This window comes from Streptomyces sp. NPDC056373 (assembly GCF_042262425.1).
Lineage (GTDB): Bacteria > Actinomycetota > Actinomycetes > Streptomycetales > Streptomycetaceae > Streptomyces.
In genome coordinates this window covers 64,347-88,490 of record NZ_JBHJPX010000006.1, presented here as the reverse complement: position 1 = coordinate 88,490, position 24,144 = coordinate 64,347, and the positions used below count along the sequence as shown (strand labels likewise).

At 73.0% G+C, this 24,144-nt stretch carries 24 protein-coding genes; 10 read left to right on the top strand and 14 right to left on the bottom strand.

Annotated features, from left to right (window positions below):
• Positions 1 to 11: 11 nt before the first annotated feature.
• Genes ACFCXS_RS14005 through ACFCXS_RS13995 form a run of 3 tightly spaced genes read left to right on the top strand, consistent with a single transcriptional unit; the run spans position 12 to position 2,424 of the window.
• Positions 12 to 551 (top strand): CYTH domain-containing protein, encoded by a 540-nt coding sequence (locus ACFCXS_RS14005; protein WP_376643490.1) that lies wholly within the window; start codon positions 12 to 14, stop codon positions 549 to 551.
• A gap of 60 nt (positions 552 to 611) precedes the next feature.
• Positions 612 to 1,736 (top strand): radical SAM protein, encoded by a 1,125-nt coding sequence (locus tag ACFCXS_RS14000; protein ID WP_376643489.1) that lies wholly within the window; start codon positions 612 to 614, stop codon positions 1,734 to 1,736.
• Between the two features lie 10 nt (positions 1,737 to 1,746).
• Positions 1,747 to 2,424, top strand: a complete 678-nt coding sequence (locus ACFCXS_RS13995) for a pyridoxal 5'-phosphate synthase (RefSeq protein WP_376643488.1) — start codon at positions 1,747 to 1,749, stop codon at positions 2,422 to 2,424.
• A 73-nt stretch (positions 2,425 to 2,497) separates the two neighbouring features.
• Here ACFCXS_RS13995 and ACFCXS_RS13990 read toward each other — a convergent pair whose 3' ends face one another.
• The 5 genes from ACFCXS_RS13990 to ACFCXS_RS13970 all read right to left on the bottom strand — a co-directional run bounded on the left by ACFCXS_RS13990 (position 2,498) and on the right by ACFCXS_RS13970 (position 5,445).
• Positions 2,498 to 3,379 (bottom strand): GNAT family N-acetyltransferase, encoded by an 882-nt coding sequence (locus ACFCXS_RS13990; protein WP_376643487.1) that lies wholly within the window; start codon positions 3,377 to 3,379, stop codon positions 2,498 to 2,500.
• Between the two features lie 66 nt (positions 3,380 to 3,445).
• The gene (locus tag ACFCXS_RS13985) at positions 3,446 to 3,658 is read right to left on the bottom strand and encodes a DUF4287 domain-containing protein (RefSeq protein ID WP_376643486.1); all 213 of its coding nucleotides are present in this window, start codon (positions 3,656 to 3,658) and stop codon (positions 3,446 to 3,448) included.
• 121 nt (positions 3,659 to 3,779) lie between these two features.
• Positions 3,780 to 4,382, bottom strand: coding sequence for a GNAT family N-acetyltransferase (locus tag ACFCXS_RS13980; protein WP_376643485.1), 603 nt, complete (start codon positions 4,380 to 4,382; stop codon positions 3,780 to 3,782).
• Between the two features lie 179 nt (positions 4,383 to 4,561).
• On the bottom strand, positions 4,562 to 4,996 hold the full coding sequence (locus tag ACFCXS_RS13975) for a Zn-ribbon domain-containing OB-fold protein (RefSeq protein WP_376643484.1): 435 nt from the start codon (positions 4,994 to 4,996) through the stop codon (positions 4,562 to 4,564).
• Positions 4,996 to 5,445 carry a DoxX family protein gene (locus tag ACFCXS_RS13970; protein WP_376643483.1) on the bottom strand — a complete coding sequence of 150 codons (450 nt, stop codon included), beginning with the start codon at positions 5,443 to 5,445 and terminating at the stop codon, positions 4,996 to 4,998. Before ACFCXS_RS13970 ends, ACFCXS_RS13975 begins: the two co-directional genes overlap by 1 nt.
• Before the next feature lie 225 nt (positions 5,446 to 5,670).
• Here ACFCXS_RS13970 and ACFCXS_RS13965 point away from each other — a divergent pair, with 225 nt between their 5' ends.
• The 4 genes from ACFCXS_RS13965 to ACFCXS_RS13950 all read left to right on the top strand — a co-directional run bounded on the left by ACFCXS_RS13965 (position 5,671) and on the right by ACFCXS_RS13950 (position 10,677).
• Positions 5,671 to 6,876, top strand: coding sequence for a flavin-containing monooxygenase (locus ACFCXS_RS13965; protein WP_376643482.1), 1,206 nt, complete (start codon positions 5,671 to 5,673; stop codon positions 6,874 to 6,876).
• Positions 6,877 to 7,004: 128 nt separating this feature from the next.
• Complete coding sequence (locus ACFCXS_RS13960) at positions 7,005 to 9,230, top strand: acetate--CoA ligase family protein (protein ID WP_376643481.1); 2,226 nt, start codon at positions 7,005 to 7,007, stop codon at positions 9,228 to 9,230.
• Complete coding sequence (locus tag ACFCXS_RS13955; RefSeq protein ID WP_376643480.1) at positions 9,230 to 10,021, top strand: enoyl-CoA hydratase/isomerase family protein; 792 nt, start codon at positions 9,230 to 9,232, stop codon at positions 10,019 to 10,021. The genes ACFCXS_RS13960 and ACFCXS_RS13955 overlap by 1 nt, the downstream gene beginning before the upstream one ends.
• Positions 10,022 to 10,062: 41 nt before the next feature.
• Positions 10,063 to 10,677: a flavin reductase family protein gene (locus ACFCXS_RS13950; protein WP_376643479.1), complete on the top strand. Its 615-nt coding sequence runs from the start codon at positions 10,063 to 10,065 to the stop codon at positions 10,675 to 10,677.
• 121 nt (positions 10,678 to 10,798) lie between these two features.
• Here ACFCXS_RS13950 and ACFCXS_RS13945 read toward each other — a convergent pair whose 3' ends face one another.
• A complete protein-coding gene (locus ACFCXS_RS13945; protein ID WP_376643478.1) occupies positions 10,799 to 11,920 on the bottom strand; it encodes a methyltransferase in 1,122 nt (373 codons plus the stop codon).
• Between the two features lie 191 nt (positions 11,921 to 12,111).
• Between ACFCXS_RS13945 and ACFCXS_RS13940 the strand changes: the two genes are divergently transcribed.
• A complete protein-coding gene (locus ACFCXS_RS13940) occupies positions 12,112 to 12,579 on the top strand; it encodes a hypothetical protein (RefSeq protein WP_376643477.1) in 468 nt (155 codons plus the stop codon).
• Positions 12,580 to 12,591: 12 nt separating this feature from the next.
• Here ACFCXS_RS13940 and ACFCXS_RS13935 read toward each other — a convergent pair whose 3' ends face one another.
• Entirely contained in the window at positions 12,592 to 13,890 is a 1,299-nt protein-coding gene (locus ACFCXS_RS13935) for an MFS transporter (RefSeq protein WP_376643476.1), read from the bottom strand.
• 84 nt (positions 13,891 to 13,974) lie between these two features.
• On the opposite strand from ACFCXS_RS13935, the gene ACFCXS_RS13930 reads away from it, so the two are divergent.
• Entirely contained in the window at positions 13,975 to 14,988 is a 1,014-nt protein-coding gene (locus ACFCXS_RS13930) for a GlxA family transcriptional regulator (protein ID WP_376643475.1), read from the top strand.
• Here the strand turns inward: ACFCXS_RS13930 and ACFCXS_RS13925 are convergent.
• The 3 genes from ACFCXS_RS13925 to ACFCXS_RS13915 form a co-directional block, all read right to left on the bottom strand.
• On the bottom strand, positions 14,978 to 16,027 hold the full coding sequence (locus tag ACFCXS_RS13925) for a Zn-dependent alcohol dehydrogenase (RefSeq protein ID WP_376643474.1): 1,050 nt from the start codon (positions 16,025 to 16,027) through the stop codon (positions 14,978 to 14,980). The genes ACFCXS_RS13930 and ACFCXS_RS13925 overlap by 11 nt on opposite strands.
• Positions 16,027 to 17,175, bottom strand: coding sequence for an acyl-CoA dehydrogenase family protein (locus ACFCXS_RS13920; protein WP_376643473.1), 1,149 nt, complete (start codon positions 17,173 to 17,175; stop codon positions 16,027 to 16,029). The genes ACFCXS_RS13925 and ACFCXS_RS13920 overlap by 1 nt, the downstream gene beginning before the upstream one ends.
• Positions 17,176 to 17,298: 123 nt before the next feature.
• Positions 17,299 to 18,213, bottom strand: a complete 915-nt coding sequence (locus ACFCXS_RS13915; protein ID WP_376643472.1) for an SDR family oxidoreductase — start codon at positions 18,211 to 18,213, stop codon at positions 17,299 to 17,301.
• A 104-nt stretch (positions 18,214 to 18,317) separates the two neighbouring features.
• Here ACFCXS_RS13915 and ACFCXS_RS13910 point away from each other — a divergent pair, with 104 nt between their 5' ends.
• Positions 18,318 to 19,244 (top strand): cyclase family protein, encoded by a 927-nt coding sequence (locus ACFCXS_RS13910; RefSeq protein ID WP_376643471.1) that lies wholly within the window; start codon positions 18,318 to 18,320, stop codon positions 19,242 to 19,244.
• A 465-nt stretch (positions 19,245 to 19,709) separates the two neighbouring features.
• On the opposite strand, the gene ACFCXS_RS13905 is transcribed toward ACFCXS_RS13910, so the two are convergent.
• The 4 genes from ACFCXS_RS13905 to ACFCXS_RS13890 all read right to left on the bottom strand — a co-directional run bounded on the left by ACFCXS_RS13905 (position 19,710) and on the right by ACFCXS_RS13890 (position 24,069).
• Positions 19,710 to 20,189: an ATP-binding protein gene (locus ACFCXS_RS13905; RefSeq protein ID WP_376643831.1), complete on the bottom strand. Its 480-nt coding sequence runs from the start codon at positions 20,187 to 20,189 to the stop codon at positions 19,710 to 19,712.
• Positions 20,190 to 20,632: 443 nt separating this feature from the next.
• Complete coding sequence (locus ACFCXS_RS13900) at positions 20,633 to 21,733, bottom strand: acyl-CoA dehydrogenase family protein (RefSeq protein WP_376643470.1); 1,101 nt, start codon at positions 21,731 to 21,733, stop codon at positions 20,633 to 20,635.
• A 6-nt stretch (positions 21,734 to 21,739) separates the two neighbouring features.
• A complete protein-coding gene (locus tag ACFCXS_RS13895; protein ID WP_376643469.1) occupies positions 21,740 to 22,873 on the bottom strand; it encodes an acyl-CoA dehydrogenase family protein in 1,134 nt (377 codons plus the stop codon).
• Positions 22,873 to 24,069, bottom strand: a complete 1,197-nt coding sequence (locus tag ACFCXS_RS13890) for an amidohydrolase family protein (RefSeq protein WP_376643468.1) — start codon at positions 24,067 to 24,069, stop codon at positions 22,873 to 22,875. The genes ACFCXS_RS13895 and ACFCXS_RS13890 overlap by 1 nt, the downstream gene beginning before the upstream one ends.
• Between the last annotated feature and the right edge of the window lie 75 nt (positions 24,070 to 24,144).

Sequence of the window (24,144 nt, the reverse complement as noted above, 5' to 3'; positions counted from 1 at the left end):
TCGGAGACCACATGGCAGGCATTGAGTACGAAGCTAAAGCCCTCGACGTCGACCCGGCGAAGATCGCGCAGCTCATCACCGAGGCCGGCGGCACCTGCACGGTCGGCACCAGGCTCATGCGGCGATACGTGTACCCCACCATCCCGGCCGTCCCCGGCCGCTGGGTGCGGCTCCGCGACACCGGGACCGACACCACCCTCTGCGTCAAGCAAATCACCACGGACGCCGTCGACGGGACCCACGAGACAGAGGTGACCGTCGACAGCTTCGAGGAGACCGCCGCACTGCTGCGGCTCACCGGCCTGACGCCGCGCGGCTACCAGGAGAACCGGCGCACCTCGTACACCCTCGGCGCCGTCCGCCTGGAGATCGACGAGTGGCCCCGCATCCCGCCGTACCTGGAGATCGAGGCCGACGACGAAGCCCAGGTGTGGACGGCTGCCACCACGCTGGGCATCGACCACGGCCGGCTCACATCGATCAACACCACCAAGGTCTACAGCCTGTACGGCATCGACCTGGACTCCATCGCCGACCTGCGCTTCGAGTAGGCCGGCACCTGCGACACCGGCCGGGGCACCGCGCCCGGACCGGCCCGGAGAGGAAGCACCATGCACGATTTGAACGACGTGCCGGTGGAAGTACAACCCGACCGCACCCTACGCGTGAAGATCATCGACGCATGCGGCCTGGCCTGCTCGTTCTGCCACAACGAAGGGACACCGGTCGCCGCACCAGGCGGCACCGGACGCGTGTCCATCTACCTCCGCACCAACGGCGCCGACTTCCTGCCCGCCCGCATCGCCGCCGACGCGGACTTCGCCCTGGCCCTCGCCGCCGTGCGCGGCAGCCTCCCGACGAACGAAGTCCACTTCACCGGCGGTGAGCCGACGCTGCACCCCGACCTGCCCGGCCTGATCGCCATCGCCCGGCGCCTCGGCCTCACCGTCGGGCTCACCTCGAACGGAGAGAACGGCACCGCGGTCCTGCCCGCAGCCGCGGCCGCCGGCCTCGACCGCATCAACCTGTCCGTATTCGGCACCACCCCGGCCGAGCTCGCCGCCGTCCAAGCCCCACGCCTCGCCTCGCCGAAGCTCGCCGAGCGCAAGCTGACCGCCCTCGACGCGACGATCGAGACCGCGACCGCGCACGGCATCAAGGTCTCCGCCAACATCGTGATCCCCGACCGTGGCCACGTCGACCGCGTGCTCCGCGTCATCGAGCGGCACGGGCGATCCGTCGTGGTCCGGATGCTCGTGTCGCTGGAAGACGGAGGCGCATCCCTGGCCGCCATGCAGGATGTCGTCGACCACCTGGGCGCCGTGCCGGTCCGCCGCATCATCACGGCCGGGGCATCGGACCAGCGGGTGCGTTACCGCCTGCCCGACGGGCGCACGCTGTACGCGAAGAGCATCCGGCACGTGCGCCTGCCCGAGACGTGTGCCGACTGCCGCTTCAACAACCCCGACGACTGCCAGGAGGGGTACTACGGGGTCCGGCTGTACCGCGCCGTGAACGGCCCGTTCATGGTCGGTGTGTGTATCCAGCGCATGGACCTGTGCGTGCCGCTCGGCGAGTTCGTGATGAGCCGGCGCTGCCGCGAGGTAGCGGCCTTCCGCGACGAGGAAGCGGTACGGCTGAGCCGTCTGCACGCCACGCCGGCGACAACCGGCGGCCCGCGCCCCGGCTGGCCGGTGTCCGGCCCGGAGTACCCCCGGGGGCACCGGAACCGGTGACAATCGAGGCATGGCAACCGATCTTCACGAGCTGCTGAGGTCACTGCGGGTCTGGGACCCGGAGGTCACGGACCTGCCCTCCTTCGAGCCGGCCGACGCACCGGCCGCTCCCCTGCCGCTGTTCACCGAGTGGTTCGCTGCGGCGGTGGCGGCCGGCCAGAGCGAGCCGCACACCATGTCGCTGGCGACGTCGGACGAGTCGGGCCTGCCCGACGTACGGATCGTCATGCTGCACGGCGCGGACGCCGACGGCTGGTCCTTCGCGTCCCACGCCGGCAGCCGCAAGGGCCGGCACCTCGCCGCCCGCCCGTACGCCGCGCTCGGCTTCTACTGGCCGGTGCTGGGTCGGCAGGTCCGGGTGCGCGGGCCGGTGACGGCGGCCCCGTCCGAGGACGCCCAGGGCGATCTGCACGCCCGGTCGACGGGCGCGTTGGCCGCTGCGCTGACGGGCAGGCAGAGCGAGGTCCTGCCCTCCCTGGACGACCTGGCCCGGGCCTCGGAATCGGCGTGGGAACGGGCGTCACGGGAACCGGAGGCACCGGTGCCGTCCTGGACGCTGTACCGGCTGCGGGCCGAGGAGGTGGAGTTCTTCCAGGGCGACGAGCGACGGCGGCACGTCAGGCTCCGCTATCGGCGGGAGGAGAAGCGGGACGGGGAGGCATGGTCGCGGGAGCTGCTGTGGCCGTGAGGACGGGCGGCCCCGGCCTCGTCCCGGGGAGCATGGGTCGGGTCCGGGGGCGCTCGTCCGGCGATGGTGACGTCTACGTGAAGTCGTACACGGCGAAGTCCGCCACCGGGCGATAGCCGATGCGCTGGTAGAGGCCGTTGCTGGTCGGGTTGGACAGGTCCGTGAAGAGGAGGACCTCGTCCGCTCCGGCGGCCAGTGCGGCGCGGCTGACCTCGGCCGTCGCCGCGCCCGCGTAGCCGCGGCCACGCAGGTGGGGTGGGGTGTAGACGGGGGCGACACGGACCTGGCCGGCGACCCGGGGGCTCGTGCCGGCCATGGCGACCGGTGTGCCGTCGGGGGCCTCCCAGAAGGTGATGGTGCCGCTGTCGATGCGGGCGTCCGCCCACTCCGCGGAGTCGCGGCCGGTGCCCTGGCCCACGGATTCGCTGAACTCGTCGTGCCAGCGCTTCAGTCGCTCGCGGTCGGACTCGACGGCGACCCTGGGACGGCCGGGCGGCACGGGTCCGGGTGCGGTCAGGGGGCCGAGCCGGTAGAGCCGCTGGCGTTGGCGCAGGGCTGCCTGGGCGCCCGTGTGCCGCTGCCAGGCCGCGGCGAAGGCGGCTGCGGTGTCGGATTCGGCGTTCACCCCGGGCAGGCCTCGGCCGAGGGCGGCCAGACGGGCGGCGAGGGCGTCGGCGTCCTCGGGGGTGAGGGCGGTGAGGTTCAGCCAGTGCGGCGGGGTGCGGAAGAAGGTCGCCCGGACCGCACCGTCCCGTTCCAGCAGGCCGAACTCCGGTGGTCCCTCCCCGTACACGCTCCGGCCGCGGGCTCGCAGGGTTTCCGTGACCGTCAGCGGCACGGTGTGCAGCGCCGGCCGGGAGTGGAGGAAGGCCCCCGCTCGGGCGAGGAAGTCGTCGAGGTCGGAGGTGAGGTGCCAACCGACCTTTTCTGCCCGGGTGTTCGTATCGGTGTCCATGGTTCATGGTGCCGTCCGCCGCCTGACGTGCACCCCTGATTTTCGGCAGGCCAGCCCCCCCTGCGCTCAGTTGCCGCTGCCCTCGGCCAGCGTGTGTGCCACCAGCGCGTTGGCGTGGCCGTGCCCCAGGCCGTGTTCGGTCTTGAGCCAGTTGACGAGCTCCATGTGCCGCTTCAGCGGCGAGGTGCGGATCAGCTCCTGCCAGTCGGCGATCGGCCGGCCGTACTTCTTCTCGATCGACGGGAAGTAGCTGGCGGGGCCCTTCACGGGTGCGCTCATCTCGGCCGGTCCCTTCTCTGCATGACGGTCGTGTCGCGGTCGCCGGGTATGACCGGTGGGGCGGGAGGAACTGATCGCCCACCCGAAGTGACACCCGTCACACAGGCCGCCCTGCTCCCTCTCAGGGATCCGCAGGCTCCGGGTCCGTGGCCAGGCGGGCGTGCAGATGGGCGTCCCGGAAGGCGTCGTGCCGGTCCTCCTGGAAGATCGCGCCGCGCAGGGTGCCCTCGTACGGGAAGCCGCATGTCTCGGCGATCCGGCACGAGGCGTCATGGCCGACGGCGTGGTCCAACTCCAGGCGGTGCAGACCGAGTTCCGTGAGGGCCCAGTGTGCGGCGATCAGGAGGGCACGGGTGGCGACGCCCTGGCCGCGGGCCTCGGGGAGCACCCAGTAGCCGACCCGGGCGACCTTCAGGTGGTACTTGATCTCGTTGACGCCGATGTGCCCGAGCGGGGTGTCGCTGCGCGCGTCCGCGACGCGGAACGACACCGACGTCCCCTCCAGGGCACTCTGCGCCCGCGCGAGCAGCGACTCCCGCGCACTCGCCCGGTCGACGACCGGCCGCAGCGGGGTGTTCCAGCGCCGGAACTCCGGGTCCCGCAGCCCTCGTAGCCACGTGTCGACGTCGGCACCCGATCCCGCGTCCCAGGGGCGCAGGGCAAGGCCGTGGCCGTGCAGATGCGAGTCGGGGCCGGTCGAGGACTGGTCGCGTATGGGGGCCATGGGTCCTATTGAAGCCCGTGGTGCCGGGTGGCCGACCCGTCATGCTCGAAGGACGGCCAAGATTTGGATCGCCTCGACAGGCCGTGCCGACAGGCCGTGCCGACAGGCCGTGCCGACAGGCCGTGTCGACCGGCCGTGCCGACCGGTGGCGGTCGCTCGCCTGCCCCCGGCGGCACCGCTCAGCCCCTCGGCACCGCCCGGAACACCGGCACCCCCTCCCGGAACGCCACCTCCAGCGCCGCCCCGGCCGACAGGCCCGGAGCGCCTGGATCCTCGCCGGTGAGGGGGTGCGGTGTGCCCCTCGCGCCGACGATCTCCGTCATCATCCTCGGCCCCTCCGCAAGCGCGACCACAGCGGCGACGTATGGGACACGGTGCGAGAACGGCGGCAGGTCGTTGCGGTGGACGACGGACCAGGTGTAGAGCGTGGCGCGGCCGCTCGCCGTCTCCCAGGTCACGTCCTCGCTCCAGCAGTGGGGGCAGAACTCGCGCGGGTAGTGGTGGGCCCGGCCGCAGGCCCCGCAGCGCCGGATCAGCAGCCTTCCCTCGGCGGCCGCGTCCCAGTACGTCCGCGTGAAGGCGTCCGGCTCGGGCAGGTCGAAGCGGCCGGTCATCAGAACAGCCCCAGCGCGCTGTCCAGCGACCACGTCTGCCAGGACATCCCGAACAGTCCCACCACCGACATCAGCGCCATCATCGAGTTCTGCCCCTGCTCGGCCACGTCGTGGACCATGAGCGTGAAGTACAGCGCGTTGAGGAGGAACCCGCCGACCAGGGCGACCGGGGTGAGGAAGCCGGTGATCAGGCCCAGTCCGAGCGCGAGTTCGGCGTAGACGACGACGTACGCCATCACGCGCGGGCGCGGCGCCACGGCCGCCTCGAACCCCGCACGGACGGCTCTCCAGCGGTGCTCGGCGGCTATGCCGGCGGCCCACGCGATGCCGGTGCCCCGTTCGAACCACGCCTTGCGGTCCTTGTGCCGCCAGCTCTCCAGCCACCACAGCCCGAGCCCGATCCGCAGCACGGCAAGCCATCCCGCTCCGGTGAGCCAGATCGCGTCCATGCGATCTGACGGTACGTCAGATCAGCGGATGCGCAAGGGCCCCGCAGCACCTCGGCTCCGGCCGGCCCCTCAAGGCGGCGCGGCCAGAAACGATCACCACCCCGCCACAACCAGGCCCCCCACACCGCGAGCCCCACCCTCACCCCCTACAGCCGTGATCAATCCGAAACCAATTCCGGTCTTGACCGAGACCCATCAAGCAGTCCCGTGATTACGCTCGCGCTCATGGCCGACTCCACACCCCCCGCACACGCCTCCGCACAGCCCGCACCCGACCGCCCCGTCTACGTCATCGGCGGCGGCCCCGGCGGGCTCGCCGTGGCGTACGCGCTGCGCGCCCGGGGCGTACGGGCCGTCGTCCTGGAGAAGTCCGACCGGGTCGGGGCGTCCTGGCGCCGCCACTACGACCGGCTGCACCTGCACACCACCCGCCGCCTCTCGGCCCTGCCCGGACTGCCGATGCCGCGCCGGTTCGGACGGTGGGTGGCCCGGGACGACGTGGTGCGGTACCTGGAGAAGTACGCCGAGCACCACCGCCTGGAGATCGTCACCGGCGTCGAGGTGTCCCGTGTCGAGCGCGCCCCCGACGACACGGGCTGGCTGCTGCACGCCACCGGCGGCCGGGAGCTGACCGGCGCGGCGGTGGTCGTCGCCACCGGCTACAACCACACCCCGAGCCTGCCCGACTGGCCCGGCCGGTCCGGCTTCACCGGCGAGTTCCTGCACGCCGGTGAGTACCGCAGCGGCAAGCCCTACGCGGGCCGGGACGTCCTCGTCGTCGGGGTCGGCAACACCGGCGCCGAGATCGCCGTCGACCTGGTGGAGAGCGGCGCCTCGCGGGTCCGGCTCGCCGTGCGCACGGTCCCCCACATCGTGCGCCGTTCGACCGCCGGCTGGGCCGCCCAGTACAGCGGTGTCCTGGTCCGCCGGCTGCCGGTCGGCCTGGTCGACCGGATCTCCCGGGCGCAGGCCAAGGTCGCCGTGCCCGACCTGTCGGCGCACGGGCTGCCGCGTCCCGACACCGGGCTGTACACGCGGGTGAGGCAGGGGGCGATCCCGGTGCAGGACGTCGGTCTGATCGACGCGGTGCGCAAGGGCAAGGTCGAGATCGTGGCCGCCGTGGAGGGTTTCGAGGACGGCGACAAGATCGCCCTGGCCGACGGCAGCCGGATCTCCCCGGACGTCGTGATCGCCGCCACCGGTTACGTCCGCGCCCTGGAGGACCTGGTCGGCCACCTCGGCGTCCTCGACGACCGGGGCAGGCCCGTCGCCCACGGGGCCCGCACCCCGAAGTCCGCCCCCGGCCTGCACTTCACCGGCTTCACCAACCCGATCAGCGGCAACCTCCGCGAGCTGGCGCTGGACGCGGTGAAGATCGCGAAGGCCGTGGCGCGGAACGGGGCGGGGAGCGTGTCCCGCCTGCCGGGCTGAGAGGCCGGAGTAACCCGGTCGACCGGCTCGGTCAACTTTGCACGCCCACACCGTTCCTGACGTCGCATCAGTTCGTTAATCTGACAGAGCGTCAGTTAGCGGCTGTCTCACAGGAGCGGGCGGAAACGATGCTTGGATCGACTCACGGCACCCTCACCACCGACTCCCGCCGGACCCGGGCCATCGCCTGTGGCGAGCGGTCCGGGCCCGTCGTGCACGGCAGGCCGGCCCAGTCGGGCGACCTCGACGTCAGCGGACGGCCCCTGCACGCCGACGTACCCGATCTCGACCGTTTCTTCCGCCCCCGCTCCGTCGCCGTGATCGGCGCCTCGGACGCCGAGGGCCGCCCGAACACCGGCATCACGCGGCAGCTGGCCGACTGGGCGGAGCGGGTCGGTGCCCGGCTGTACCCGGTGCATCCCAGCCGGCCGTCCGTCTTCGGCATCCCCTGTTCCCCGTCCGTCGCCGCCCTGCCCGAGCAGGTCGATCTGGCCGTGGTGCTGGTCGGCGACCCGCTGCCGGTGATCGAGGAACTGGCCGAGGCCAAGGCCCGGTTCGCGGTCGTGTTCGCGTCCGGGTTCGCGGAGACCGGGCCCGAGGGCGAGGCCGCACAGGGGCGACTGGCAGCCGCCGTCGCGCAGTCCGGTATGCGGCTGCTGGGTCCCAACACCAACCTCAACGCCTTCGAGCGGTTCCGCGACGACCTCCAGGGCCCGGCGATAGCGCTGATCACCCAGTCCGGCCACCAGGGCCGGCCCGTCTTCGCCCTCCAGGAACTCGGCATCCGCCTCTCCCACTGGGCACCCACCGGCAACGAGGCCGACCTGGACAGCGCCGACTTCCTCTCCTGGTTCGCCGAGCAGCCCGAGGTCGGCGCCATCGCCTGCTACCTCGAAGGCCTGAAGGACGGACGCTCCTTCCTGCTCGCCGCCGACCGGGCCGCCCGGCGCGGAGTCCCGGTCGTCGCCGTCAAGGTGGGCCGTACCGAGGCCGGCGCCCGCACGGCCGCCTCCCACACCGGCAAACTGACCGGCGCCGACGCGGTGGTGGACGCGGCGCTGCGCCAGTACGGCGTGATCCGCGTCGACGGTCTCGACCAACTCCAGGACACGGCAACCCTGTTGGCCCGGGCCCGGCCGCCGCGCGCCGACGGGGTCGTCGTCTACTCCATCTCCGGCGGCACGGGCGCACACGTCGCCGACCTGGCGACCGAGGCGGGCCTGAGCCTGCCGGTGCTGTCCGAGGCCAAGCAGGCCGAGCTGCACCAGTGGATCCCCGCCTACCTGTCCGTCGCCAACCCGGTCGACAACGGCGGCCATCCGGTCGGGGACGAACGCGGCCGGAAGATCATCGACGCGATCCTCGACGACCCCGAGGTGGGCGTGCTGATCTGCCCGGTCACCGGGCCGTTCCCGCCGCTCAGCGACCGGCTCGTGCGGGACCTGGTGGACGCGGCCGAGCGGACCGACAAGCTGGTCTGCGTCGTGTGGGGGTCGCCGGTGGGCACCGAGCCCGCCTACCGCGAGGTCCTGCTCGGCTCCTCCCGCGTGGCGACCTTCCGCACGGTCGGCAACTGCCTCACCGCCGTCCGCGCCCACCTCGCCCACCACCGCTTCACGACCGGCTACCGCTCCCCCTTCGACGAGGCCCCGCGCACCCTCTCGCCGTCCTACCGCAAGGCGCAGGCCCTGATGCAGCCCGGCCGGCAGCTGAGCGAGCACGCGGCGAAGCAGCTGCTGCGGGCGTACGGCATCCGAGTACCGCGCGAGCAGCTGGTGACCAGCGCGGCGGCGGCCGTCCGCGCGGCCGGGCTCGTGGGCTACCCGGTGGTGATGAAGGCCTCCGGCGCCCGCATCGCCCACAAGACGGAGCTGGGCCTGGTGAAGATCGGGCTGACCTCGGCCAGCCAGGTCCGCGACGCCTACCGGGAGCTGACCGACATCGCCCGCTACGAGGACGTCGCCCTGGACGGCGTCCTGGTCTGCCAGATGGTCGAGCAGGGCGTGGAGATGGTCGTCGGGGTCGCCCACGACGACCTGTTCGGCCCGACCGTGACCGTCGGACTCGGCGGTGTGCTCGTCGAGGTGCTGCGCGACACCGCCGTGGGGGTGCCGCCCTTCGGGGAGGAGCAGGCCCGGGACATGCTCGCCGGGCTGCGCGGACGGGCCCTGCTCGACGGGGTCCGGGGGCGGCCGCCGGCGGATCTGGACGCGCTGGTCGAGGTGGTCCTGCGGGTGCAGCGCATGGCCCTGGAACTCGGCGACCGGCTGGCGGAACTGGAGATCAACCCGCTGATGGTCCTGCCGCAGGGGCAGGGCGCCGTGGCGCTGGACGCGCTGGCGGTGTGCCGCTGATGACGGAGCCCGCGGTGCTGCACACGATCACGGACCACATCCTGTCCGTCACCCTCAACCGGCCCGAGAGCCTCAACGCCCTCACGCCCGGGCAGCGCGAGGAGGTCGTCGGGCTGCTGGCGGAGGCCTCGGGCGCGGCGGAGGTGCGGGCCGTCGTGATCACGGGGGCGGGCCGCGGCTTCTGCTCCGGAGCGGACCTCCGGGGCGCCGGCGCGCCCGGCGAACGCCTCGCGGGCGATGTCGCGCGCACACTGCGCACCGGCGCCCAGCGGCTGATCGCCGCTGTCCTCGACTGCGAGAAGCCGGTGATCGCGGCGGTGAACGGCACGGCGGCCGGCCTCGGCGCGCACCTCGCGTTCGCCTGCGATCTGGTCCTCGCGGCCGAATCCGCCCGCTTCGTCGAGGTGTTCGTGCGTCGCGGGCTGGTCCCCGACGGCGGTGGCGCCTACCTCCTGCCGCGGCTCGTCGGCCCGCAGCGGGCCAAGGAGCTGATGTTCTTCGGCGACGCGCTCACCGCCCCGGACGCCGAGCGCCTCGGGCTGGTCAACCGGGTCGTGCCCGACGAGGAGCTGGTGAAGACGGCGCGCGCCTGGGCCGAACGCCTCGCCGCCGGCCCGACCCGCGCCCTCGCCCTGACCAAGCAGCTCGTCAACGCCTCCCTGGACACCGACCGCGCCACCGCCTTCGCCGCGGAGGCCGCCGCTCAGGAGATCAACATGACGACGGCGGACGCACGGGAGGGCGTGCGGAGCTTCGTGGAGCGGCGGGGCGCGGAGTTCAGGGGACGCTGACCCTTCCTATCTGACGAGTCGTCAGCTTCAATGACGGTGTGATGGGACAAGCAGGGATGGCGGAAGTCGCCGTCCGTTACCTCAGGTCCGTCCGCACGGCCGCCCCGGAGCCGGTGGAGACGCTGCCACGGCCCGAACTGCGCTGTGTCGGCGCCGACGAGCGGGCGCCGCTCGACCCACGGGAGTTCCGCAGGGTCCTGGGGAACTTCGCGTCGGGCGTGGCCGTCGTCACGGCACCTCCCGCCACGGCCGGCGACCCTCCTGCCGGCTTCGCCTGCCAGTCCTTCACCTCCCTCTCCCTCGACCCGCCCCTGGTCGCCTTCATGGTCGGCCGGACGTCGACGACCTGGCCGCGGATCGCCCGCGCCGGGGTGTTCTGCGTGAACGTCCTGGGTTCCGGCCAGGGCGAGTTGTGCCGCTCCTTCGCGGTGAGCGGGGCGGACAAGTTCGCGGGGGTGACGTACGACGCGGCCCCGGTGTCCGGCTCGCCCCGGCTGACGGGCACGGTGGCGTGGATCGACTGCACGATCCACGCCGTCCACCCGGGCGGCGACCACCTCATCGTGGTCGGCCGGGTGGACGCCCTCGGCGCGGTCGCCGACGCCGACCCGCTGCTCTTCCACCGGGGACGCTTCGCGGGAGTGACGGCGTCGTAGGGCGCGGACTGCCGCCCTCGCGGGGCACGGGATGCCGCCCCGGTGGGACACACGCTGCCGCCCTTGGAGGGCACAAAGGCCGCCACCCGCAGGGCACAGGAGGCCGCCACCCCCGCAGGGCTCAGGCAGCCGCCAGCCGCCACAGCGACGTGATCTCGCCGGCCCGGGCGGCATGCAGCGGATCGCCCGAGTCCCGTGCACGGGGGTGACGCGGACGGGTGTCCAGCCGGCCGACGACGCGCAACCCCGCCGCTTCGACGGAGGCAGGCACCTCCCCGCGGTCGCGCAGCCCGAGCCGCTCGGCCAGGTCGGACAGCACGAGCCAGCCCTCACCGCCGGGTTCCAGCCGGCCGGCGAGCCCGCTCAGGAAGCCCCGGAGCATGGCACCCCCCGGGTCGTAGACGCCGAGGTCGAGGTCGGAGGAGGGCCGGGCGGGGAGCCAGGGCGGGTTGCAGACCACGAGGTCGGCACGTCCGCCGGGGTACAGGCCGGGCCCGGTGACGCGGACCCTCGCCTCAAGCCCCAACCGCCGTACGTTCGCCCGTGCGCAGGACCGGGCCCGGGAGCCGATGTCCGTGGCCACCACGTGGCCGGCCCCGCGCCGCGCCAGCACCGCGGCCAGGACCCCGGTGCCGGTACCCAGGTCGAACGCCGTACGCACGGCGCCCCCGCGGGGCAGCGGCGCCCGCGCGACGAGATCGACGTACTCGCTCCTGGTCGGCGCGAACACCCCGTAGTGCGGGTGGATCCGCGCGCCCAGCGCCGGTGCGTGCACGCCCTTCTCCCGCCACTCCCGGGCGCTGATCACACCCAGCAGTTCCGTGAGGGCGACGGCGACCGGCCCGCCGGACGGCGGTCCGTAGGCCTCGTCGCACGCTCGGCGCACATCCGGTGCGCGGCGCAGCGCCAAGGTGTGGTCCTGCTCCAGCAGGACGAGCAACTTGCCCAGGACACGGGCGCGATGGGCGCGGGACCGGCGGTGGGCGTGGAACGCCTCGGCCGCAGAGCCCGGTGCCGCGGGCGCGCTGCGGCCGATACGGCGGTCCATGGCGCGCAGCAACTGGCGGGCGTTGTGGAAATCCCCGCGCCACAGCAGCGCGGTGCCCTCACAGGCCAGCCGATGGGCGAGGGCGGCCCGCATGCCGTCGTCGGCGACGACGACCCGGCGGGGCAGGGGCAGCCCGGACTCAGAGTGCCAGCGGGCGGAACGGGGTCGAGCCTCGACCCAGTGGATCGTGGACACGGCAGACTCCTCGGAAGGTCGAACGTGAGCGAACGCGCGAAGTCACGACGACCACGTCACCGAGGACCATGCCGAGTGTCATCAACGAGCCTTCCGAACGGAGGAGTTGCCGGGTCCAGCTTAGACCCGGCACGCAGCGCGGGGTCCGTCACCGGTGATCCGGATGCCGAGGAGTGAAAGGGAACAGCCGCATGAACGCCGAGGACAGCGCACACGAGCCGCCCGAGCACGCGCGCTTCGCCGCCCATCTGGCCGAACTGGAGCAGGTCACCGAAGCGGACGAGTCCGGCCGGGTCGCCGAAGTCCTCGCCGACCCGGACCCGGTGATGGCCGGTGCCGCCGTGGTGCGCCACCTCGACCGCCGTGCCGAGGAGTTGTGGCCCACTCCCGGATGGGAGCAGTGGGCGGAGGCGATGGCCCGGGTGGTGGGCGACCGTCCTTTCCCGGCCCGGCGTCTGCGGGAGTGGGCCCTGTTCCGTGCCGTCGCACTCGGGCTGCCCTGGGATCAGGACGACCTGCTCGCCTCGTCCGACTGGCTCCAGCTGAGGACCGCGTCCGGGCGGAGCCCCGAAGCCCTCCACGTCCTTGCCGAGCGCGGGCGGACGAAGCGGATCCGCGGCACCGCCCGGGCGGGTCTCACACGACCGAACCCGGCCTGACGGGCGACCGGTTCAGGCCGCCGTCGCGAGGACCGGGCTGCGCCGGATCACCAGCGCCATCAGCGCCGCCGCCGCGCACAGTGCCCCCGACGCGTACCAGACCACGTCGTACGTGCCGAACGTGTCGCGGGCGAGACCGCCCAGGAAGGCGACGAGGGCGGCGCCGACCTGGTGGGAGGCGAGGACCCAGCCGAAGACGATCGCGCTGTCCTCGCCGTACCGCTCGCGGCACAGGGCGAGGGTCGGCGGGACCGTGGCGACCCAGTCGAGGCCGTAGAAGACGATGAAGAAGATCATCGGAGGGTGGACCGCCGGGCCCAGCAGGAGCGGGAGGAACATCAGTGACACGCCCCGCAGCGCGTAGTACACCGCCAGCAGGCGGCGCGGCTCGAAGCGGTCGGTGAACCAGCCGGAGGCGATCGTGCCGACCACGTCGAAGACCCCGATGACCGCGAGCAGGGACGCGGCGGCCTGGACGGGCATGTGAGCGTCGTGGGCCGCGGGGATGAAGTGGGTCTGGATCAGGCCGTTGGTGGAGGCGCCGCAGATCGCGAAGGTGCCGGCGAGCAGCCAGAACGGGCCGGTGCGCACGGCCGAGAGCAGCACGGTCACGGCCCGGCGGGCGGCACCGGGGACGGGCGGCGGCTTCGGCACGAACTCGGCGGCGCCGTAAGGCTTCTGGCCGACGTCGGCCGGGTGGTCGTGCAGCAGGAGCCACACGAACGGCACGACCGCGAGCGCGGCGAGCGCGACCGTCACGGCCGCCGGGCGCCAGTCGTACCGGTCGATGATCCAGGACAGCAGGGGCAGGAAGATGAGCTGGCCGGAGGCCGAGGCCGCGGTGAGGATGCCGCTGACCAGGCCGCGCCGTGCGGTGAACCAGCGGTTGGTGACGGTCGCCGCGAAGGCCAGCGCCATGGAGCCGGAGCCGAGGCCGACCAGCAGGCCCCAGCAGAGCATCAGCTGCCAGGCCGCGGTCATCCACACGGTGAGCCAGGAACCGGCGGCGATCACGGTCAGGGCGACGGCGACGACCCGGCGGATGCCGAAGCGGTCCATCAGGGCCGCCGCGAACGGGGCCGTCAGGCCGTACAGCGCGAGGTTCACCGAGACGGCGGCGCCGATCGTGCCGCGCGACCAGTCGAACTCGGCGTGCAGCGGGTCGATGAGCAGGCCCGGCACGGAACGGAAGGCGGCGGCACCGATGATCGTCACGAAGGTGACGGCAGCGACGAACCAGGCGCGGTGCACCCGCACCCGGGTCGGTCTCGGCGGCTGCTGGACGGACGCTGCTTCGGTTGTCTGGGTCACGCCATAGAGCTTCCGGCCTGCGGAGCGCTCCATCGAGTGGCCCGAAGGACAGCATTCGTCAGGATCGGGCCATAGGATCTCGGCATGAGCCGTGAGCCGGAGTTCCGCCCGCACCGCGTGGTCGTCCTCGCCCTGGACGGCCTGCTCCCCTTCGAGCTGGGCATCCCGCACCGCATCTTCGGCCGCCCCCGGGACGCCGGGGGACGCCTGCTGTACGACGTCGTCACCTGCTCGATCCGCCCGCCGGGTCCGGTGCGGACCGACGCCGACTTCGCCATCCAGGTCGAGCACGGCCCCGAGGCCCTGGCGACCGCCGACACGGTGATCGTCCCGGCGTCGTACGAACTGGGCCCGGTCTTCGAGCAGGGCGTGCTCACCGCCGAACTGGCCGCCGCCCTCGCTCACATCCGCCCGGGCACCCGGCTGGCCTCCATCTGCACCGGCGTCTACGTCCTCGCCGCCGCCGGTCTCCTCGACGGCCGGCCCGCCACCACCCACTGGGCCGACGCCGACCGGTTCCAGCGGCTCTTCCCGCGGATCGAGGTCGACCCGGACGTGCTGTTCATCGACGACGGCGACGTCCTGACCTCCGCGGGCGTCGCGGCCGGCATCGACCTGTGCCTGCACATGGTGCGCCGCGACCACGGCACGGCGGTCGCGAACGACGTGGCCCGCCGCACGGTCGTACCGCCGCACCGCGACGGCGGTCAGGCGCAGTACATCCACCGTCCGGTGCCGGACCCGCAGCAGGCGACCACGACCTCCGCCCGCGCCTGGGCCCTGGGCCGTCTCCACGAGCCGATCCAGCTGCGCGACATGGCCGGCCGGGAGTCCATGTCGGTGCGCACCTTCACCCGCCGCTTCCGCGAGGAGACCGGCGTCAGCCCCGGCCAGTGGCTCACCCAGCAGCGCGTGGAGCGGGCCCGTCACCTCCTGGAGTCCACCGACCGCTCCGTCGACCAGGTGGCGCGGGACGCGGGCTTCGGCACGGCCCAGTCGATGCGCCAGCACCTCCAGTCGGCCCTGGGCGTCACACCCACGGCCTACCGGCGCACGTTCCGCGCGGAGAACGACACCGCCGGCGCCGTCAGAAGGTGAGCACCGCCCGCGCCACCCGACCCGCCTCGGCGTCCGCCGCCGCCTTCTCGAAGTCCTCGACCGGATAGGTCCGGGTGACCAGTTCGTCGAGCAGGAGGCGCCCTTGGCGGTACAGCTCGGCGTACAGGGCGATGTCGCGCTGCGGGCGGGAGGAGCCGTAGCGGCAGCCCAGGATGGACTTGTCGAGGTACATCGAGGAGACGCGGAAGGACGCCTCGGCCGTGGCGGGCGGGACCCCGAGCAGGATCGCCTGGCCGTGCCGGTCCAGCACGTCGATCGCCTGCCGGATCAGCTCCACCCGGCCGACACACTCGAAGGCGTGGTCCGCCCCCGTGGGCAGGAGGTCGCGCACGCCCTCGGCCGAGGTGAGGAAGTCGGTCGCCCCGAACCGTCGCGCCGCCTCCTCCTTCGCCGGGTTGGCGTCGACGGCGACGATCCGCCCGGCGCCCGCGAGCCGCGCCCCTTGGAGCACGTTCAGGCCGATGCCGCCCGTGCCGATGACCAGGACGCTGTCGCCGCGGTCGACCCGCGCCCGGTTGAGCACGGCACCCACCCCCGTCAGCACCCCGCACCCGATGAGCGCGGCCGACGCCGGCGGGATGTCGTCGGGGATGCGGACCGCCTGTACGGCCTTGACGACCGTGCGCTCGGCGAACGCCGAGTTGGACGCGAACTGGTGCGCCGGCGAGCCGCCGTGGCGGAACGGCCGGCCCGGGCGTCCGATGGCCCGCCGGCACATGGTCGGCCGCCCCCGGTCGCACTCGGCGCACGTGCCGCAGTTCGCCAGGGTGGACAGCGCCACATGATCCCCGGGTACGACATGGGTGACGCCCGCACCCACCGCCTCCACGACCCCGGCACCTTCATGGCCCAGCACCACGGGAACGGGGAACGGGATGGTCCCGTCCACCACCGACAGATCGCTGTGGCACAGCCCGGCCGCCGAGATCGCGACCCGCACCTCGCCCGGCCCCGGCTCGCGCACCTCCAGGTCCGTCACGACCCGGACCTGCTTCCCGTCGAAGATCACGCCTCGCATCACACGGCCCCCTTGGGCTCCCTGGGCAGGCCGAGCACCCGCTCGGCGATGATCGTGCGCTGGATCTGGTCCGAGCCGCCGTAGATCGTGTCGGCACGAGAGAAGAGGAACAGGTGCTGGGCGGCGTCCAGTTCGTACGGCGCCGAGGCCGACCAGTCGGCCGGGCCCACCCCTGCCGCCGCGCCCCGCACCAGCACGGCCAGCTCCCCGAGCCGCTGGTGCCAGCCGGCCCACAGCAGCTTGGCCACGCTCGGGGCGCCCGCGTCACCGGAACCCCCCAGCGTGCGCAGGGCGTTCCAGCGCATCGTGCGCAGGTCGGCCCACTGCCGCACGAGCCGTTCCCGTACGACGGGATCCCGCGCCGCGCCCGACTCCACGGCCGTCCGCACCACCGCGCCCAGCTCCTGGGCGAAGCCGATCTGCTGGGCCAGGGTGGAGACCCCGCGTTCGAAGCCGAGCAGGCTCATGGCGACGCGCCAGCCGTTGCCCGCGCCGCCGACGACGTGCTCCGCGCGGGCCCCGTCGAAGAAGACCTCGTTGAATTCGCTGGTGCCGGTCATCTGCCGGATGGGGCGGACCTCGATCCGTCCGGGCTGGTCCATGGGGACGAGCAGGAAGGACAGGCCGTGATGCCGCACCGAGCCGGGTTCGGTCCTGGCCAGCACGAAGCACCAGTCCGCCTCGTGGGCGAGCGACGTCCAGATCTTCTGCCCGCTGACCCGGTAGGTACGGCCGTCCGGCTCGGGCACGCCCGCGGTCCGGATCCCCGCCAGGTCCGACCCGGCGCCGGGTTCGCTGTACCCCTGGCACCACAGTTCCGCCCCGGCGGCGATCGGTGGCAGGAAGCGCGACTTCTGCTCACCGGTGCCGTGGGCGACGAGCGTCGGGGCGAGCAGGTTCTCCCCGATGTGCCCGGAGCGCGGCGGCGCGCCCGACCTCGCGTACTCCTCGGCCCAGACGACCTGCTGGGTGAGGGTGGCCCGCCGGTTCCCGTGACCGCCCTCACCCCACCCGAGCCCGATCCACCCGGCAGCACCCAGGGTGCGCTCCCAGGTGCGGCGGTCGACAGCCTCCTCGGCATGCGCCGCCAGCCAGTCGCGCACCTCGGCGCGAAAGTCCTCATCCTCTTGCCCGAACCCGAACTCCACGCTCGACCGCCTTGATTGGCCAGGTCCTGCACAGGGACAGCGGATCAACCACCCAGGGGCGCGGGGAACTGCGCGACCAGCCACAACCCACCCGCACCCCGCCACACGACCCCCACCCCCGCGCTACTGGGCGTTCGGCCGCTCTCCTCGAGCCGCGGCCCTCTCCATCTCCCCCACCCGCTCCAGCGTCGGCATCGGATCCACTCCCACCGACCCGGGCAGAAACTCCGCGATCCGTTCCACGCTCCACCCGCCGGAGGCATACGCGGCGCGCAGCTCCCGCGGCTGCGCCCACACCGCGATCTTCGCCCCGGCCACCGTGTACACCTGCCCGGTGATCCCCTCGCGGGACGCCGCGTCGGACAGCAGGTACACCACCAGCGCGGCGACGTCCTCCGGCTCCCCGATCTCCGCCAGTTCCGTCGGCACCCCCGCCGACATCCGCGTCCGCGCCACCGGGGCCACCGCGTTCGCGGTCACCCCGTACTTGTGCAGCCCGAGCGCCGCGCTGCGCACCAGCGAGATGATCCCGCCCTTCGCCGCGCTGTAGTTGGCCTGCGACACCGACCCCTGGTGATTGCCGCTCGTGAACCCGATCAACGTCCCGGCCCGCTGCTTCCGCATCACCGCCGAGGCCGCCCGGAACACCGTGAACGTGCCCTTCAGATGCGTCGCGACGACCGGGTCCCACTCCTCCTCGGTCATGTTGAACAGCATCCGCTCGCGCAGGATCCCGGCCACGCAGACGACCCCGTCCAGCCGCCCGTACGACTCCAGCGCCACGTCCACGACCCGTTGCCCGCCCGCCATCGTGGAGATGTCGTCGGCGACGGCCACCGCCTCCCCGCCCGCCGCCTCGATCTCCTTCACCACGGCCTGGGCGACCTCACTCGCCGGCGAGCCCCCGTCGACCGCGACACCGTAGTCGTTGACGACGACCTTCGCGCCCTCGGCCGCCGCCGCGAGCGCGACCGCCCGGCCGATGCCCCGCCCGGCACCCGTGACGGCGACGACCTTGCCTGCCAAGAAGTTCCCCACGCCCGGCCCCTTCCCGTCCCACCGTTTCTGACGGACCGTTAGATTGTCGGTTCCCGAATTCTACGACCCGTCAGATATGGGAAGACAAGCCCCGGGGAGGACTCATGTCGCTGCCGGACGCGTTCCACGACATCGCCAAGCGCGTGAACAACTGGGGGCGTTGGGGATCCGACGACGAGATCGGCACGCTGAACCTGATCACCGACGAGGTCGTCCGGCAGGCCGTGGCGACCGTCCGCACCGGCCGGCGTGTCCCCCTCGCCCTGCCCCTCCAGCAGGACGGTGTGCAGACCGGCGTGATCCCCGGCCGCGTCAACCCCCTGCACACCATGGTGCAGATCAACCAGGAGATCTTCGGCCCGGGCACGGTCGCGTGCAGCGACGACGTCGTGACCATGGGGCTCCAGGCGGCCACCCACTGGGACGCGCTGCCGCACGTCTCGCACTCCGGCCGGCTCTACAACGGCCGCCCGGCCGGCACCGTCACCCCGCACGGCGGCGCCGCCTTCAGCGGCATCGGCACGGTCCGGCACCTGGTCTCACGCGGAGTGCTGCTGGACGTCGCCCGGGCACGGGGCACGGAGCGGCTCGACGGTGGGTACGCCGTCACGCCCGAGGATCTGGACGCAGCGGAGGAGCTGGCCGGCACCCGGGTGCGGGCCGGTGACGTCGTGCTCGTGCGGACCGGGCAGATCCAGGCCTGCCTGGCCGGGGACCGGCACGGCTACGCGTATCCGTCGCCGGGGCTGTCGATCCGCACCCCGGAGTGGTTCCACGCGCGCGATGTCGCGGCCGTCGCCAACGACACCCTGACCTTCGAGGTGTTCCCGCCGGAGGTGGCGGACCTGTGGCTGCCGGTGCACGCGCTCCACCTCGTGGAGATGGGCATGCCGCAGGGCCAGAACTGGAATCTCGAAACGTTGTCCACAGCCTGTGGAGAAGCGGGCCGGTACGCCTTCCTGCTGACGGCCACCCCCGAGCCGTTCACCGGGGCGACCGGCTCGCCGGTGGCACCCGTCGCCGTCCTGTAGACGGACCCCGGGACCGGCGGGTCGCAGGACCCGCCTCCGCACCGGGCCGCCACCCGCCGCAGCTGGATGGCGGCGCCGCGCTGCTCGGCCCGAGCACGGCAGCGCGCGCCGCCACCCGACTCCGGCGCTCCCGCCCCGGCTTCCTGGCCCTGAAGGAAGCCGACGCCGAATCACGACTCACACTCGACGAGGGCTGCCGTCCACCGAAGCCCTCGTCGTCCCCTCTCGGCGAATCGCTGCCCCCAAGCGTGAGCAAGCGGTCACGACCCGTCAACACCCGTCCGGCGATATGCCGCACTTGAGGCTTTTGCCGTGGGCGCGCACGGAAGCACGTCCCGGCGCATCGCCGCATGGCACGACAGAAGCCGATGGCTCGATGCATCCGTGCCCCGGGCCCGCCGCACACACCCGAGGCATGTGCCGCCGCACACCGCGCCCGGCAGGCGCGGGCGACGGGCGGCGGCGCTACACCGCTTCGTACGCCAGCCCCTCGAAGGGCGCGCCACCGCCGTACGCCACCGCACCGCCCCCGCAGGAGGCCGTCAGGTCACCGGACTTCGCACACCGGTCCAGTTCGCACCAGATGCGCTTGCCGGTGGCCTCGACGCTCCAGCCCCAGCGGTCGGCGAGGCCGTCCACGAGCGCCAGACCCCGGCCGCCGGTCGCGTCGTCGCCGGCGCACCGGGGCACGGGGGCCCGGCCGCTGCGGTCCGCGACCTCGAGCCGGACCGTGGCCTCCTCCGTCACCACGTGCGGCAGGGACAGCCTCAGGACTGCGGGACGGCCGGTGTGCACCACGGCGTTGGTGACGAGTTCGGAGACGAGCAGGATCAGCGTCTCGGCGAGGGGTTCGTCGGCCTGTATGCCGGACCCGGCCAGGCGGGAGCGGGCCCACCGCCGGGCTCGCCCCACTTCTGCGGGGTCGGGCCGGATCTCCAGCTGCACTTGAAGCACCTGCACCGCTCACACCATCCGAACCGGCGGACACTTAGGCTCGCGCCTCACGAGGGCCACGATCGTAGCCATTTTCTGCATGGCCAGAACAACGGCCGGGACAAGGATCACGGAACGTGAATCCCTTGTGGGACAGCATGGTTGACGTACAGTCACGCCAACAAGCGCTTCGGGCATATTCCAGCGCGAAGGAGTACCCGTGCGGCATACTGTGCGACGCTCGCCGCGGGCAGTCGAACAGGCGGCGCGACGGGGTCGCACTGCGCTCGGAGCCACTCGCATCTGACACAAGGTACCGGAGTGGGCAATCGACTCCAGGCCGTAACGAGTCACACTGAGGACACAAGCCGATATCAACGCTCCGTGATTCCGGTATGCCACGATCCGCGACATCCCTGGGAGCGTGCACGGCGACACCGCAGCCAGACGGCCCGTCAGGCCGTTTCGGATGTCAGGGCCGCCGCGAGCATCTCCTCACTCTCCGTGACTCCACCCGTACGCTGAGTTCGAACCCATGCGCGTTTCAGATGCAGGTGGACCTCGGACTCCCAGGTGAAGCCCATGCCGCCGTGCACCTGGAGACAGTCGCGGGCGCCGCGCACAGCGGCCTCGTCGGCGAGGAGCCGGGCCGCGGCGATGTCGGCCGGGTCGCCCGTGACGGCGGCCGCGTACACGGCGGCACGTGCCGTCTCCGTCCGGACCAGGATCCCCGCGCACAGATGTGCCACCGCCTGGAAGGCGCCGACGGGCCGGCCGAACTGTTCGCGCGCCCGGGCGTGTTGCGCCGCGAGTTCGCCGACGCGGACGGCCGTGCCGAGTTGCTCGGCGGCGCTCAGCAGGCTCGCGACGGGGTCGGGGGCCGGCCGCCCGGCGGGGACGCGGTGCAGGGGCGTGAGCGGGTCGAGCGAGCGCACAGGCACGGCGCCGGTGGCGTCCCCGCGCACGGCGTCCGCCTCCGCCAGCCACTCCACGAGTGCGCCGTCCACGGCCGCGACCACCGTCTCCCCGGTGGCGGCACCCGGTACGGTCCCGGCCGCGAGGTGGGTGGCGACGAGCGGCCCGGGCAGCAGCACCCGCCCCGCCTCCTCGAACACCAACACGGCCTCCACCGGGCCGAGTCCGACCCCGCCCTGCGCCTCCGGCAGCCGCAACGCGAAGAACCCGAGCTCCCCGAGCGCCCGCCACAGCCCCCGATCGAGCCGCACCGCCCCGCCGGGCCCCACGCCGGGCCCCGCCCCGTCACTCCCCGCGCCGCCCCCGCCGGCCGCCGAACGCCCCGCGATCACACCGTCGCCACCCTCGGAACGCCCCGCCCCCTCGCCCCCCTCACCACCACCGTCCGCCGCTGAACTCCTCGCGCCCGCACCCCCGCCACCCGCCTCGGAACGCCCCGCGCCTTCACCGCCGGTTACGGCACCGCCACCCCCCGCACCCGCCACCGCCGCCCGCAGCGCCTCCCCGTCGAAGCACCGGGGCAGCGCCTCGCGCACTGCCTCCCGCAGGGCCCGCTGGTCGTCGGTCAAGCGGAAACGCACGGCGGCTCACCGCCCCTTCGGCAGGCCGAGGATGCGCTCGGCGATGATGTTGTGCTGGATCTGCGAGGTGCCGGCCGCGATCGTGTACGCCAGGGAGGACAGCCGGTCGACGGTCCACGGCCGGTCCAGGTCGAGACTGTCGGGGCCGAGCACCTCGGCGGCGGCCTCGTAGAGCTCCTGGCGGGCGTGCGAGTAGCGGAGCTTGAAGACCGAGCCGCCGGTGCCCGGCACCCCGCCCGACGCCTCCGCCGCGCTGACGTTCCACTGCGTGAGCCGCCACAGCGCCCGGAACTCGGCGTGCAGCCGGCCCAGCCGGCGCCTGAGGCCGGGGTCGTCCCAGCGGCCGTTCTTGCGGGCCTCGACGGCCAGTTCGCCCAGCACTCGCCGGCAGGCCACGACCTCGCCGGCGAACGCCGTACCGCGTTCGAAGGACAGCGTCACCATGGTCACGCGCCAGCCGTCGTTCTCGTCCCCGACGCGGTTCGCCACCGGCACCCGCACCTCGTCCAGGAACACCTCGGCGAACTCGGCGGACCCGGCCGGCGTCCGCAGCGGCCGCACGGTGATGCCCGGCGCGTCCATGGGCATCGCCAGCCAGGTGATGCCCCGGTGCTTGGGCGCCCCGGGGTCGGTGCGGACCAACAGCTCGCACCAGTCGGCGACTTCCGCGTGGGAGGTCCAGATCTTGGAGCCGGTCACCACGTAGTCGTCGCCGTCGCGGCGCGCGCGGGTGCGCAGGGCCGCGAGGTCGGAACCGGCCTCCGGTTCGCTGAAGCCCTGGCACCAGACCTCCTCCCCGCGCAGGATCGGCGGCAGCCAGCGCTCCCGCTGCCGCGCGGTGCCCTCGGCGGCGATGGTCGGACCGGCGTGCAGCAGACCCACGAAGTTGGCACCGACGTAGGGCGCGCCCGCCCTCTCGGTCTCCTCCAGGAAGATCAGCCGGACGCTCGGTGGGGCGTCCCAGTGGACGCCGGCGTACCCGGCGTCGTGGAGCCGGCGCTGCCAGCCGAGGTCGCAGGCCCGCCGCCCGGGCCAGTCGTCGGGGGACGGCCGGGGCGGGAGGCCGGGGAGCACCGCTGCGAGCCATTCGCGCAGCCGGGCCCGGAAGTCCGCCTCCTCGGGGGTGTCCGACAGGTCCATCAGCGGTCGAGGTCCAGGTCGAGCATCCGGATGGCGTTGCCCCGCATCAGCTTGTACACCGTCTCGTCGTCGAGGCCCTCGACGTGGTCGAGGGCGACCTCCTTGGTGTGCGGGAAGGTCGAGTCGACGTGCGGGTAGTCGGTCTCGAAGGTGGCGTTGTCACGGCCGACCACGTCCAGGGACGCCACGCCGTGCTTGTCGCGGAAGAAGCAGCAGAACATCTGCCGGTAGTAGTACGTGGACGGCGGCTCGGGGATCGTGTCGCGCACGCCGCCCCAGGCCCGGTGCTCCTCCCAGACGTCGTCGGCGCGCTCCAGGGCGTACGGGACCCAGCCCATCTGGCCCTCGGAGTAGGCGAGTTTCAGGCGGGGGAAGCGCACCAGGACCCCGCTGAAGAGGAAGTCCATCATCGAGGCCATCGCGTTGTTGAAGCTGAGCGAGGCCTGGACGGCGGGCGGGGCGTCCGGCGAGGCGGCGGGCATCTGGGAGCTGCTGCCGATGTGCATGTTGATCACCGTGCCGGTCTCCTGGCAGACCGCGAAGAACGGGTCCCAGTAGCCGGAGTGGATGGACGGCAGCCCGAGGTGGGTGGGGATCTCGGAGAAGGTCACGGCCTTCACCCCGCGCGCGGCGTTGCGGCGGATCTCCTCGACCGCCAGGCCGACGTCCCACAGCGGGATCAGGCACAGCGGGATGAGCCGCCCGCCGCTGTCGCCGCACCACTCCTCGACCATCCAGTCGTTGTAGGCGCGCACGCAGGCGAGGGCGACTTCCTTGTCGTGCGCCTCGGCGAAGGTCTGGCCGCAGAACCGCGGGAAGCTGGGGAAGCAGAGGCTCGCCTCGACATGGTTGAGGTCCATGTCCTTCAGGCGCTCCTTGGGGTCCCAGCAGCCGGGCCGCATCTCCTCGCGGGTGATGCCCTCCAGGGTCATCTGGTCGCGGTCGAAGCCGACGGCGGCGATGTTGCGCTTGTACGGGAACTTCAGGTCCTCGTAGATCCACCAGTCGGTGGGCTGGCCGTCCGGGTCCATGGTGATCCGGTACTTGCCGCCGATGTAGGCGAGTTCACCGATGCCGGCGGTCAGCGCCCTGGGGCCGCGCTCGCGGTACCTGGCCGGCAGCCAGGTGTCGAAGAGGTGGGCGGGCTCGATCACGTGGTCGTCGACGCTGATGATGCGGGGCAGTTCGGTCGCCATGGGTCCCCTCCGCCGGACGGTACTTATCTGATGCATCGTCAGATAGCATCCCACCTGACGACCCGTCAGCCAAGG

Coding starts and splice junctions, on each gene's coding strand:
- ACFCXS_RS13950 (WP_376643479.1), top strand. CDS start 10,063: ATGGGACAAGCAGGGATGGCGGAAGTCGCCGTCCGTTACCTCAGGTCC.
- ACFCXS_RS13890 (WP_376643468.1), bottom strand. CDS start 24,069: ATGGCGACCGAACTGCCCCGCATCATCAGCGTCGACGACCACGTGATC.
- ACFCXS_RS14005 (WP_376643490.1), top strand. CDS start 12: ATGGCAGGCATTGAGTACGAAGCTAAAGCCCTCGACGTCGACCCGGCG.
- ACFCXS_RS13970 (WP_376643483.1), bottom strand. CDS start 5,445: ATGGACGCGATCTGGCTCACCGGAGCGGGATGGCTTGCCGTGCTGCGG.
- ACFCXS_RS13965 (WP_376643482.1), top strand. CDS start 5,671: ATGGCCGACTCCACACCCCCCGCACACGCCTCCGCACAGCCCGCACCC.
- ACFCXS_RS13930 (WP_376643475.1), top strand. CDS start 13,975: ATGAGCCGTGAGCCGGAGTTCCGCCCGCACCGCGTGGTCGTCCTCGCC.
- ACFCXS_RS13955 (WP_376643480.1), top strand. CDS start 9,230: ATGACGGAGCCCGCGGTGCTGCACACGATCACGGACCACATCCTGTCC.
- ACFCXS_RS13975 (WP_376643484.1), bottom strand. CDS start 4,996: ATGACCGGCCGCTTCGACCTGCCCGAGCCGGACGCCTTCACGCGGACG.
- ACFCXS_RS13995 (WP_376643488.1), top strand. CDS start 1,747: ATGGCAACCGATCTTCACGAGCTGCTGAGGTCACTGCGGGTCTGGGAC.
- ACFCXS_RS14000 (WP_376643489.1), top strand. CDS start 612: ATGCACGATTTGAACGACGTGCCGGTGGAAGTACAACCCGACCGCACC.
- ACFCXS_RS13985 (WP_376643486.1), bottom strand. CDS start 3,658: ATGAGCGCACCCGTGAAGGGCCCCGCCAGCTACTTCCCGTCGATCGAG.
- ACFCXS_RS13940 (WP_376643477.1), top strand. CDS start 12,112: ATGAACGCCGAGGACAGCGCACACGAGCCGCCCGAGCACGCGCGCTTC.
- ACFCXS_RS13895 (WP_376643469.1), bottom strand. CDS start 22,873: ATGGACCTGTCGGACACCCCCGAGGAGGCGGACTTCCGGGCCCGGCTG.
- ACFCXS_RS13980 (WP_376643485.1), bottom strand. CDS start 4,382: ATGGCCCCCATACGCGACCAGTCCTCGACCGGCCCCGACTCGCATCTG.
- ACFCXS_RS13990 (WP_376643487.1), bottom strand. CDS start 3,379: ATGGACACCGATACGAACACCCGGGCAGAAAAGGTCGGTTGGCACCTC.
- ACFCXS_RS13910 (WP_376643471.1), top strand. CDS start 18,318: ATGTCGCTGCCGGACGCGTTCCACGACATCGCCAAGCGCGTGAACAAC.
- ACFCXS_RS13925 (WP_376643474.1), bottom strand. CDS start 16,027: ATGCGAGGCGTGATCTTCGACGGGAAGCAGGTCCGGGTCGTGACGGAC.
- ACFCXS_RS13960 (WP_376643481.1), top strand. CDS start 7,005: ATGCTTGGATCGACTCACGGCACCCTCACCACCGACTCCCGCCGGACC.